Source organism: Buttiauxella massiliensis, from assembly GCF_902500225.1.
Classification (GTDB): domain Bacteria; phylum Pseudomonadota; class Gammaproteobacteria; order Enterobacterales; family Enterobacteriaceae; genus Buttiauxella; species Buttiauxella massiliensis.
The window spans coordinates 15,913-27,962 of the sequence record NZ_LR722665.1 but is presented as its reverse complement, the minus strand read 5'-3'; the positions used below and the strand labels follow the sequence as shown (position 1 = coordinate 27,962).

General features: G+C 50.1%; 6 protein-coding genes. All 6 read left to right on the top strand.

Annotated elements, in window-relative coordinates; translation table 11 throughout:
* The first annotated feature begins 55 nt into the window (after nucleotides 1-55).
* Nucleotides 56-5,020, top strand: coding sequence for an alpha-2-macroglobulin family protein (locus GC128_RS20110; protein ID WP_151995795.1), 4,965 nt, complete (start codon nucleotides 56-58; stop codon nucleotides 5,018-5,020).
* 13 nt (nucleotides 5,021-5,033) lie between these two features.
* Nucleotides 5,034-7,355, top strand: a complete 2,322-nt coding sequence (gene pbpC, locus GC128_RS20105; RefSeq protein WP_151995794.1) for a peptidoglycan glycosyltransferase PbpC — start codon at nucleotides 5,034-5,036, stop codon at nucleotides 7,353-7,355.
* A 177-nt stretch (nucleotides 7,356-7,532) separates the two neighbouring features.
* Nucleotides 7,533-7,964, top strand: a complete 432-nt coding sequence (ndk, locus tag GC128_RS20100) for a nucleoside-diphosphate kinase (RefSeq protein WP_064513049.1) — start codon at nucleotides 7,533-7,535, stop codon at nucleotides 7,962-7,964.
* A gap of 176 nt (nucleotides 7,965-8,140) precedes the next feature.
* A complete protein-coding gene (locus GC128_RS20095) occupies nucleotides 8,141-9,307 on the top strand; it encodes a bifunctional tRNA (adenosine(37)-C2)-methyltransferase TrmG/ribosomal RNA large subunit methyltransferase RlmN (RefSeq protein ID WP_151995793.1) in 1,167 nt (388 codons plus the stop codon).
* Between the two features lie 441 nt (nucleotides 9,308-9,748).
* Complete coding sequence (gene rodZ / locus GC128_RS20090; protein ID WP_151995792.1) at nucleotides 9,749-10,765, top strand: cytoskeleton protein RodZ; 1,017 nt, start codon at nucleotides 9,749-9,751, stop codon at nucleotides 10,763-10,765.
* Nucleotides 10,766-10,802: 37 nt separating this feature from the next.
* Nucleotides 10,803-11,924 carry a flavodoxin-dependent (E)-4-hydroxy-3-methylbut-2-enyl-diphosphate synthase gene (gene ispG / locus GC128_RS20085; protein ID WP_064513042.1) on the top strand — a complete coding sequence of 374 codons (1,122 nt, stop codon included), beginning with the start codon at nucleotides 10,803-10,805 and terminating at the stop codon, nucleotides 11,922-11,924.
* The last annotated feature ends 126 nt before the right edge of the window (nucleotides 11,925-12,050 follow it).

Genomic DNA, 12,050 nt, shown 5'->3' with positions numbered 1-12,050 from the left:
GCATAATAGTTGTAGAACTTGGTGATTTAATGGGCCTTATCGGCCAGGGATAAAAATGAGATCAATTCGTCTGGTAGGACTGGCAGCAACGCTAATGGCTGCATTAGCGCTTGCGGGCTGTGACAATAACGACAAACCAAAACCGGTGGCGAAGAGCGAAACTTCCGCTCAGCAACAGGTTGCTACCCCAGTTAAGCCTGATGCCTCGCAGCTTGAAAAACTGGCGAAGGATTCAGCAGGCAAGCCGCTTAAATTGCTTGATGCCTCTGAAGTACAGCTTGATGGCGCAAGCACGTTGGTCCTCACATTTTCTATTCCCTTAGATCCCAACCAGGATTTCTCCCGGGTGGCGCATTTAGTCGATAAAACCAGCGGGAAAGTTGATGGTGCGTGGGAGCTTTCAGCCGACCTCAAAGAATTGCGTTTACGCCATCTCGAGCCGAAACGTGAACTGATTTTGACCGTGGATAGTGGGCTGGTTGCGCTCAATAAAGCGACATTCGATAGTAATTTTGATAAGCAAATTTCAACCCGTGATATTCAACCGAGCGTTGGTTTTGCCAGCCGGGGGTCATTACTTCCCACTAAAGTTATTGCCGGTTTACCGGTCATGGCGCTCAACGTCGATAAAATTGATGTCAATTTCTACCGCATAAAAAGTGAATCACTAGGTTCCTTTATTAGCCAGTGGCAATACCGAAACTCAGTATCTAATTGGGAATCAGACAATTTATTAAAACTTGCTGACTTAGTTTACAGCGGCAGGTTCGATCTTAATCCTGCGCGTAATACCCGTGAAAAACTATTGCTACCGTTAGGCGAGATTAAGCCGCTGCAACAGCCAGGCGTTTATATCGCGATTATGAATCAGGCGGGGCAATACAGTTACAGTAACGCGGCAACGTTGTTCTCTTTGAGTGACGTCGGGGTGTCAGCGCATCGTTACCATGACCGCCTGGATGTGTTTACTCAAAGCCTTGAAAATGGCGCTGCACAATCAAATGTCGAAATCACGTTGCTTGATGAAAAAGGGCACTCGCTGGCACAGGCTAAGAGTGATGGCGATGGTCACGCGGTGCTTGAAAAAATAGAAAAAGGCACGTTGTTGCTGGCGAGAACAAGCGAGCAGACTACCATGCTGGACTTAAACCGCCCGGCGCTGGATCTGGCCGAGTTTAACATTGCTGGAGAACCCGGTTTCAGTAAGGAGCTGTTTATGTTTGGCCCAAGGGATCTCTATCGCCCAGGGGAAACAGTACTGTTGAATGCATTGTTACGTGATAGTGATGGGAAGGTATTACCAGCACAGCCAGTAAAACTGGAAGTTGTAAAACCTGATGGTCAAGTCGCCAGAACGCAGGTCTGGAAATCAGAAAATGGCTTATATCAGTTCAGTTATCCGCTAAGCCAGGATGCACAAACGGGTAACTGGCAAGTGCGTGTAAATACAGGTGATAACCAGCCACGTATTTGGGCTTTTAAAGTTGAAGACTTCATGCCGGAGCGTATGGCTCTGAACATCACAAACCAATCGCAATCCATTGGCCCTGATGAGTCTGTAAGCTTCCAGATTGCCGGGCGGTATCTCTATGGTGCACCAGCCTCGGGGAACAGCTTGCAAGGGCAATTGTTCCTGCGTCCATTACGTGAAGCTGTATCATCCTTACCAGGTTTCCAGTTTGGCGACATCAACGAGGAAAACCTCACCCGAAATCTTGATGAGGTTCAGCTTCAGCTTGATGAACAAGGCAAAACAACGGTAAGCACAGATAGCCAATGGGCAGATGTTCACTCTCCATTACGACTGGTGCTGCAAGCCAGCTTACTGGAATCAGGTGGCCGTCCGGTAACACGCCGTGCAGAGCAAGCTATCTGGCCTGCTGAAGCACTGCCAGGCATTCGTCCTCAATTTGCTAGTAAAGAAATCTACGATTACCGCACTGACAGCACACGAATCCAACCGATAGTCGACGAGGACACGAACGCTGGTTTTGATATTGTTTATGCCAATGCTAAAGGTGAGAAACTGGCGGTTTCTGGTCTTGATGTGCGTTTAATTCGCGAACGTCGGGATTACTTCTGGAACTGGGAAGAGGGCCAGGGTTGGCAGTCGCAATACGATCAGAAAGATCTCGTAGAGGCTGAGCAAAAACAGGATCTTGCCGCAGGTGAAACGGGCAAAGTGGCTTTCCCGGTTGAGTGGGGTTCCTATCGTCTGGAAGTTCGCGATCCTGACACTAAAATCGTCAGCAGCATTCGCTTTTGGGCAGGCTACAGCTGGCAGGACAACAGCGATGGAGAGGGGGCTGTGCGCCCTGACCGTGTAACGCTGAAAATTGATAAACCGAGTTATAAGCCTGGTGACACCATCAATCTGCATATTTCTGCTCCGGCGGCTGGCAAAGGCTATGCAATGGTTGAATCCAGCGATGGCCCGCTGTGGTGGAAAGAAATTGATGTTCCGGAGAAAGGTCTGGATATCGCGATTCCGGTCGATAAAAGTTGGCAGCGGCATGATCTCTATCTCAGTACGCTTGTTATTCGACCTGGGGATAAGAGCCGCGCCTCCACGCCAAAACGTTCTGTTGGGATTTTGCATCTGCCACTGGGAGATGAAAGTCGCAGACTGGCGCTTTCTTTAGAAGCACCAGCCAAAATGCGTCCGAATCAAAACCTCACGGTAAAAGTAAAAACCAAGCCGATTAACGGTGAAATGCCAAAGCAAATTCATGTGCTGGTTTCAGCTGTTGATAGCGGCGTACTGAATATTACCGACTATAAAACCCCAGATCCGTGGGAAGCCTTCTTTGGCCGTAAACGTTATGGAGCGGATTTATACGATATCTATGGCCAGGTTATTGAGGGTGAAGGGCGGCTTGCAGCTTTACGTTTTGGTGGTGATGGCGATGAAGGTGACGAATTAAGCCGTGGCGGTAAAAAGCCGGTAAACCATGTCACTATCATTGCTCAGCAAGCTCAACCTGTACAACTGGATGAAAAGGGTGAAGGTACTGTCACGCTCCCTATTGGTGATTTTAATGGTGAGCTACGGGTAATGGCGCAAGCCTGGACCGATGACCATTTTGGTAACAGTGAGGAAAAAGTTGTTGTTGCGGCTCCGTTGGTTACTGAACTTGCAGCACCACGCTTTATGGCCAGTGGGGACAGCAGCCGCCTGGCTATGGATCTCACCAACCTGACAGACCAACCTCAACAACTCAGTATTAACCTGAAAACTACCGGCTTGATTGCGCTGAACTCTGCTTCAGTGCAATCCGTGACGTTATTACCAGGTGCGCGTAAAACCGTGTTTATTCCGGTTCGTGCATTGGACGGTTTCGGTGATGGGGAATTAACAGCACAAATTACTGGGCTTAGCTTGCCGGGTGAAACTTTTGCCGCACAGCAAAAACAGTGGAAATTAGGTGTCCGTCCTCCGTTCCCGGCGCAAAACATCAACAGTGGTGCTGTGCTTGCAGCGGGTGAAGTGTGGGATATTCCACCGCAGCATATTTCCGGCCTGGCACCTGCAACACTTGAAGGCCAGTTGCTATTAAGTGGTCGGCCGCCGCTAAACCTCGCTCGCTATATCCGGGAACTGAAAGCCTATCCATATGGCTGCCTGGAACAGACGACTAGTGGGTTGTTCCCGTCGCTTTATACCAACCAGGCACAGTTAGCAGCTCTGAGTATTACAGGAACTAGCGATGAACAGCGCCGCGCTGCAATCGACCTGGGGATTGCTCGACTGCTGGATATGCAACGCGACAACGGCAGTTTTGGGCTATGGGACAAAGAAGGGCCAGAAGAATACTGGCTAACAGCGTATGTGACCGATTTCCTTGTTCGTGCGAGTGAGCAGGGTTATAGCGTTAATACTGATTCGCTAAACAAAGCTAACCAGCGCCTGCTACGTTATCTCCAGGATTCCGGAGTTATCGCTTTACGCTACAGCGATGATGCTGCTGCCAGTAAATTTGCTGTTCAAGCGTACGCCGCTCAGGTATTAGCCCGTCAGCAAAAAGCGCCATTGGGTGCCTTGCGTGAACTTTGGTTGCGCCATAGCAGCGCTCGTGCAGGCTTACCGCTGGTACAACTTGGTGTGGCATTGAAGTTGATGGGGGACGCACCACGAGGCGATGAAGCTATCAAGTTAGGTTTGCAAACCAGTCGTAGCGACGAGCGTATCTGGATGGCAGATTATGGCAGTGAGTTGCGTGATAAAGCGATGATGCTAAGTCTGCTTGAAGAGAACAAATTGCTACCAGAACAGCAGAATCAATTGCTGATGGACCTCTCTAATCTTGCATACAGCCAACGCTGGCTTTCCACGCAGGAAAGTAATGCATTGTTCCTGGCGGGTCGCAATTGGCAAACGGCGAAAGGGGATTGGCAGTCACAGGTATCTTTTGCAACCGAATCATTATCAGGTAAACAATCTGTGACTCGTAATTTGTCTGCTGAACAACTCGCTGGCCTACAGATTACTAATACCGGGACGGGGAATCTCTATCTTCGATTAGATACGGTTGGTTATCCGCAACAGGCCCCTGCGCCTTACAGCAACGTGTTGCACATCGAACGCCATTTCCTTGATGCGAAAGGAAATAGCAAGTCGTTGTCAGAATTGAAAAGTGGTGAACTGGTGATGGTCTGGCTGGATGTATGGGCAGATAAAAATGTGCCTGATGCACTGGTGGTCGATTTGTTGCCTGCCGGGCTTGAACTGGAAAACCAGAACCTTTCTGAAAGCAGCGCCAACCTACGTGACAGTGATAGCCAGGTTCAGGGTCTGTTAAACCAGATGCAGCAGGCGGATATCCAGCATATGGAGTTCCGTGACGATCGCTTTGTTGCCGCGTTACCGCTCAATGAAGGGCAGCATGCGACCCTGGTTTATCTTGCTCGCGCTGTGACTCCGGGAAGCTATAACGTGCCGGTTTCACAAGTGGAGTCGATGTATGTACCTCAGTGGCGGGCAACAGGAACCAGCACCGGCATGATGACTGTTCATCCGTAACTGGCAAGGCAAAATGCTAAAGCCATTTCGCTGGCGGCACCGCTATTTCCTGGTGGTGCTGCCAATTATTTTATGTCTGGGGATTTGGCTGGCAGACAAGCTTTGGCCGCTGCCGCTTTCTCAGGCTAATCCCGCTCGAGTTGTCGTCGCGGCTGATGGTACTCCATTGTGGCGTTTCGCTGATGAGAACGGGATCTGGCGCTATCCGGTTACGTTAAACGATGTTTCACCTCGTTATCTCGAAGCCTTAATCAACTATGAAGATCGCTGGTTCTGGGATCATCCGGGAATTAATCCTCTATCGATTTTGCGTGCAGCCGGGCAGGATTTGCTTAGCGGCAAAGTGATTTCCGGTGGCAGTACATTGACGATGCAAGTCGCCCGCTTGCTTGACCCGCACCCTCGTACATTTGGGGGCAAAATCCGCCAGGTTTGGCGCGCTTTGCAACTCGAATGGCATCTATCGAAAGAACAAATTCTCACGCTCTACCTTAACCGCGCACCGTTTGGCGGGACGTTACAGGGAGTGGGGGCTGCCAGTTGGGTTTACCTCGGAAAATCCCCGCAACACCTGAGTTATGCTGAAGCCGCTTTACTGGCGGTTCTTCCGCAAGCACCAAGCCGTTTGCGCCCGGATCGCTGGCCTGAGCGGGCTCAAGCCGCACGTAACAAAGTTCTTATGCGTATGGCTGAGCAAGCCGTCTGGGAGCCACAGCAGGTAAAAGAATCTCTCGAAGAACCGGTATGGCTGGCGCCACGGCAAATGCCGCAATTGGCCCCGTTGCTTTCACGCTATTTGGTGAATCGCAGCAAAGATCAGAAAATAACGACGACGCTCGATGCGCCATTGCAGCGCCAGTTGGAAGAACTGGCACTCAACTGGAAAGCTCAGCTCCCGCCTCGCTCATCAATGGCGATACTGGTCGTCGATCACACCACGATGGAAGTGCGTGGCTGGGTAGGTTCAGCCGATATAACCGATCAAAGCCGTTTCGGGCACGTCGATATGGTGACTGCCATTCGTTCGCCCGGATCGGTGCTGAAACCCTTTGTTTATGGTCTGGCGCTGGATGATGGGCTGATTCACGCCACGTCATTGTTACAGGACGTGCCGCGCCGCTTTGGTGATTATCGGCCAGGGAATTTTGATACCGGTTTTCATGGCCCGGTGAGTATGAGTGAAGCGTTGGTGCGTTCGCTTAATCTCCCGGCAGTTCAGGTGCTAGAAGCGTACGGCCCTAAACGTTTTGCTGCGCAATTGCGAAACATTGGTTTGGATTTGCGGTTCCCGCAAGGCAGTGAACCTAATCTCTCGCTGATCCTTGGCGGCGGCGGTGCGCGCCTTGATCAGATTGTCGCTGCATATAGCGCTTTTGCTCGCCATGGTCGAGCCGCGCAGTTACGTTTACAGCCAGAGCAACCATTAGTTGAACGCCCCTTGATGTCGGCTGGCGCTGCCTGGATTATTCGCCGCATTCTTGCGGGAGAGGCGCAGCCGCAGCCCGATGCCACATTGCCAGCAATCGTGCCTTTAGCCTGGAAAACAGGCACCAGCTATGGATATCGAGATGCGTGGGCACTTGGAATTAACCCACGTTATGTGATTGGTATCTGGACAGGGCGCCCGGATAGCACACCGGTTGCGGGGCAGTTTGGCTTAGGAAGTGCTGTACCGCTACTTAATCAGGTTAACAACTTACTACAAGCCAGCTCCGCGGTGCAGCAGGCGCGTCTGCCGGTTGACCCTCGTCCGCCTTCTGTTTCCGAAGGGCAAATTTGCTGGCCGGGTGGGCAGAATTTGCCAGCCACAGACCGTAATTGTCGGCGCAGATTAACAGGCTGGTTACTCGATAACAGCGAGCCGCCCACGCTTGAAGCACCGGGCCAGGAGGGGATTCAGGGGTTAAGAAAGGTCATCTGGTTAGATGAACAGGGAAAACGTGTGGCTGCTGATTGCTCGGGAGCCAGGCAGCAGATTATCTCTTTGTGGCCGCTGCCGCTTGAACCATGGTTACCGATAAGTGAAAGACGTACGGCCCGTTTGCCGGAAGTGTCAGAACAATGCCCGCCCCAGCAGAAAGATGAAGTTACGCCTTTATTGTTGTTAGGGGTTCGCGAGGGCGCTATTTTGAAGCGTCTTCCTGGTGAGTTGCGTTTACCGCTTCGTTTAAGTGCTCAGGGAGGACAGGGCGATCGCTGGTGGTTTTTGAACGGTGAACCGGTTAGTGGAAATAGTAGCGGAATCACACTAAATCTGGATAAACCGGGAGCGTACCAGGTTTTGGTTCTTGATGAAGCTGGGCAGATTGCCGCTGCTCATTTTGTATTACAGTAGAGCGCCAGTCTAATTTTTAGGCGTTTGCATTAAAAATGTTGCCGATGTTCATCTTATTTTAAAAAAATGTTACCCGCATCCATAGGCAACGCGAGACTTGCTCATTATAATCGGCGCCAAATCATAACCGGTAATCCCTAGAGGGTCCGGGCAAACAGAACAGACACAGAGGTAATCATGGCTATTGAACGTACTTTTTCCATCATCAAACCAAACGCGGTGGCAAAAAACGTTATTGGTAATATTTATGCTCGTTTTGAATCCGCAGGGTTTAAGATTGTTGGCGCAAAAATGCTGCACCTGACTTCTGAACAGGCTCAGGGTTTCTATGCTGAGCACGAAGGCAAGCCTTTCTTCGACGGTCTGGTTGCATTCATGACTTCCGGCCCAATCATGGTTAGCGTACTGGAAGGTGAAAATGCCGTTCAGCGTCACCGTGACATCCTGGGTGCAACAAATCCGGCTAACGCTTTGGCTGGTACTCTGCGAGCAGATTACGCTGACAGCTTCACCGAAAACGGCACTCACGGTTCTGATTCTGCTGAATCTGCTGCGCGTGAAATCGCTTATTTCTTCGCGGAAGGCGAAGTTTGCCCACGCACTCGCTAATAAGCATTAACTGTTAAGCTACAGTTACATTTTATTTGTATGTACGTCGCTTTCAGCCATGGCTTCTGTGCCATAGAATTTGTACAATGCTACGCCCCGGATGAGCTTGCTCTTCGGGGCGTATCTTTTTAACCCACCTGGGGCCGTAACGTGTAACAACGAGGCCGGAAGAAATTATGTCAGAGCAAATTGTCACTCCTGAGACACCAGTTTCAGTCGTTTCCAACAAGTCCGAAAAAATTAACCTGTTGGACCTTAACCGCCAGCAACTGCGTGAGTTTTTTGCCGAAATGGGCGAAAAACCATTCCGCGCCGATCAGGTCATGAAATGGATGTATCACTATTGCAGTGATGACTTCGATGAAATGACTGACATCAACAAAGTTCTGCGTAACAGACTTAAAGAAGTCGCTGAAATCCGCGCTCCTGAAGTTGCCGAAGAACAGCGTTCTGCCGATGGCACCATTAAATGGGCAATCCGCATAGCTGACCAGCTCGTTGAAACGGTGTATATCCCTGAAGAAGACCGCGCCACACTATGCGTTTCTTCCCAGGTTGGGTGTGCTCTGGAATGTAAATTCTGCTCAACAGCTCAGCAAGGCTTCAACCGTAACCTGCGTGTTTCTGAAATCATCGGTCAGGTATGGCGTGCGGCGAAAATTATCGGCGCACAAAAGAAAACTGGCGTACGTCCTATTACCAACGTCGTGATGATGGGCATGGGTGAACCGCTGCTGAATCTCAACAACGTGGTTCCAGCAATGGAAATCATGCTTGATGACTTTGGTTTCGGGCTTTCCAAACGTCGCGTTACTCTTTCTACTTCAGGTGTGGTTCCGGCGCTGGATAAGTTGGGTGACATGATTGATGTGGCATTAGCCATTTCGCTGCATGCTCCGACCGACGAAATTCGCGACCAGATCATGCCTATCAACAAAAAGTACAACATCGAGACTTTCCTGTCCTCTGTGCGTCGTTATCTGGAGAAATCCAACGCCAATCAGGGCCGTGTCACTGTGGAATACGTTCTGCTGGATCACGTCAACGATGGTACTGAGCATGCGCATCAATTGGCAGAATGCCTGAAAGATACGCCATGTAAAATTAACTTGATCCCATGGAACCCGTTCCCTGGGGCGCCATATGGCCGTAGCTCCAACAGCCGTATCGACCGTTTCTCAAAAGTATTAATGAGTTATGGCTTCACTACCATCGTGCGTAAAACACGTGGCGATGATATTGACGCGGCTTGTGGTCAGTTGGCTGGCGAAGTGATTGACCGCACCAAACGTACGTTACGTAAGCGTATGCAAGGTGAACCTATTGATGTTAAAGCAGTCTGATAAACTATTGCGCTAGTCAGATAAGAACCCTGTGGCAGTGATGCTGCGGGGTTCAAAAAACACATAGTTATATCTTGCAGTTATGCAAGTTTGGCTAGTGACTTTAAGATTAATAATTACGGTGCGTTTCACCTTACTTTAAGGCAGTATGTAACGGTACAACAATAGTTTAGGCGCATCTATTTAAGCCATCGCTGGTCGCAATTGACTGACAACATTAAAAATGGTGTCTATGGTTAACTCATCAGTGATTAAGTCGTTCACAAAATGCAGCATATTTATGTGAACAAGTAGTTTGAGCTGAATGTTATGTTGTCTGGAGTTTTACCTTCCAGAACACAGATTTGTTTCGCGAAGCGGGAGAGCGTGGTCAAGCGGAAACGCTGTGCTACAAGACTCCTGCCTAATTCCTCAATCGAACAGTCCCAGCAATTGTAGCTAATGAATACTGAAGCCACTCACGAATCAAATGCAGAAAAAACCACGGGTGAACGTTTACGTGTTGCCCGTGAAGAACTCGGTCTTAGCCAACAAGCCGTGGCCGAACGCCTGTGCCTGAAAGTTTCTACCGTTCGGGATATTGAAGATGACAAGGCACCTGCCGAGTTAGCGTCTACCTTCCTGCGTGGTTATATCCGTTCTTATGCACGTCTTGTGCGTATTCCGGAAGAAGAACTGTTGCCAATGATGGAAAAACAGGCACCTATCAGGGCTGCTAAAGTGGCTCCGATGCAAAGTTTTTCACTGGGGAAACGCCGTAAGAAACGTGACGGTTGGCTGATGAGCTTTACCTGGCTCGTGTTGTTTGTCGTTGTCGGCCTGACAGGTGCATGGTGGTGGCAAAACCACAAAGCGCAGCAGGAAGAGATTTCGACTATGGCCGATCAATCTTCAGCTGAACTTTCTGCCAGCAACAGCAACTCTCAGTCAGTACCTTTAACTACCAGCGATTCATCTACTGCTGATACTTCTGCACAGCAACCTGTGCAGACTCCAGCGGCATCGCAGCCTGCTCCAGTGACTGACTCAGCATCAAATCAGGCTCCGGCAGAAACGGCTCAGCAAACCACTACAGCGGATTCTTCCGCAGTAGTGGCACCAAGCCAGGCACCTGTAGATAATGCGCAAGCCACTGCAACACCAGCGGCTCCGGCGCAAAATGCCGCACTCCCTACCGATCAGGCTGCTGTGACTACGGCTCCTGCAGCTGACCCGAATGCATTAGTGATGAACTTTAACGCCGATTGCTGGCTTGAAGTGACTGACGCAACCGGCAAGAAATTGTTCAGCGGTATGCAGCGTAAAGATGGCAATTTGAATTTAGCCGGCCAGGCACCGTATAAGTTGAAAATTGGTGCTCCAGCTGCGGTTCAGATTCAATTCCAGGGTAAACCTGTCGATTTGAGTCGCTTTATCAGAACTAGCCAGGTTGCACGTCTGACAGTAAGTGCTGAATAATCGCAGCCAGCATGACGCGTAATTGTGGAGATTTATAATGCATAATCAAGCCCCAATTCAACGTAGAAAATCCAAACGGATCTACGTAGGGAATGTGCCAATCGGCGACGGGGCACCGATCGCCGTTCAGTCTATGACCAACACCCGTACTACGGATGTTGAAGCTACTGTTAACCAGATTCGAGCCTTAGAAAGAGTTGGGGCAGATATCGTTCGTATATCCGTGCCAACAATGGACGCAGCAGAAGCGTTCAAGCTCATCAAACAGCAGGTCAACGTCCCGTTGGTCGCTGATATCCATTTTGACTATCGTATCGCCCTCAAAGTTGCTGAGTATGGCGTCGATTGCTTACGCATCAACCCTGGCAACATTGGCAACGAAGAGCGTATTCGCGCCGTTGTAGATTGTGCCCGGGACAAAAATATTCCGATCCGTATCGGTGTTAATGCCGGATCGCTGGAAAAAGATCTGCAAGAGAAGTATGGCGAGCCAACGCCCCAGGCGTTGTTAGAATCAGCGATGCGTCATGTCGATCATCTGGATCGTCTCAACTTTGATCAGTTCAAAGTGAGCGTAAAAGCCTCCGACGTTTTTCTGGCGGTTGAATCCTATCGTTTACTGGCTAAGCAAATTGATCAACCGCTGCATCTGGGGATCACCGAAGCTGGCGGCATGCGTAGCGGCTCAGTGAAATCGGCGATTGGCCTTGGCTTACTCCTTTCCGAAGGCATCGGTGACACGCTGCGCGTATCACTTGCTGCCGATCCGGTTGAAGAGATCAAGGTCGGTTTCGACATTCTGAAATCTTTGCGGATCCGTGCTCGCGGTATTAACTTTATCGCCTGCCCAACGTGTTCACGCCAGGAGTTCGATGTTATTGGTACCGTGAACGCTCTCGAAGAGCGCCTGGAAGACATCATCACGCCAATGGATGTTTCAATTATTGGTTGTGTGGTGAACGGGCCGGGCGAAGCGCTGGTTTCCACTTTGGGCGTGACCGGTGGCCACAAAATGAGTGGTTTCTACGAAGACGGTGTGCGTCAGCGCGAGCGAATGGATAACGAAAACATGATTGCGCAGCTTGAAGCGCGTATTCGTGCCAAGGCTTCCATGCTTGATGAATCGCAGCGGATTAGTATCCAGCAGTTGGAAAAATAGTGCGAAACATGGGAAGCATTCGGCTTCCCGTGTATGATTGAACCCGCCAGACGTTTTGTGAAAGCAAACAGTCTGATTTCGGGTTCATTTTTTGTATATACCCAACCTACTTCAAGATCCAGGTAG

Bases quoted from the DNA above. Each gene is read 5' to 3' on its own strand.
- GC128_RS20110 (WP_151995795.1), top strand. From the start codon at position 56: ATGAGATCAATTCGTCTGGTAGGACTGGCAGCAACGCTAATGGCTGCA.
- pbpC (WP_151995794.1), top strand. From the start codon at position 5,034: ATGCTAAAGCCATTTCGCTGGCGGCACCGCTATTTCCTGGTGGTGCTG.
- ndk (WP_064513049.1), top strand. From the start codon at position 7,533: ATGGCTATTGAACGTACTTTTTCCATCATCAAACCAAACGCGGTGGCA.
- GC128_RS20095 (WP_151995793.1), top strand. From the start codon at position 8,141: ATGTCAGAGCAAATTGTCACTCCTGAGACACCAGTTTCAGTCGTTTCC.
- rodZ (WP_151995792.1), top strand. From the start codon at position 9,749: ATGAATACTGAAGCCACTCACGAATCAAATGCAGAAAAAACCACGGGT.
- ispG (WP_064513042.1), top strand. From the start codon at position 10,803: ATGCATAATCAAGCCCCAATTCAACGTAGAAAATCCAAACGGATCTAC.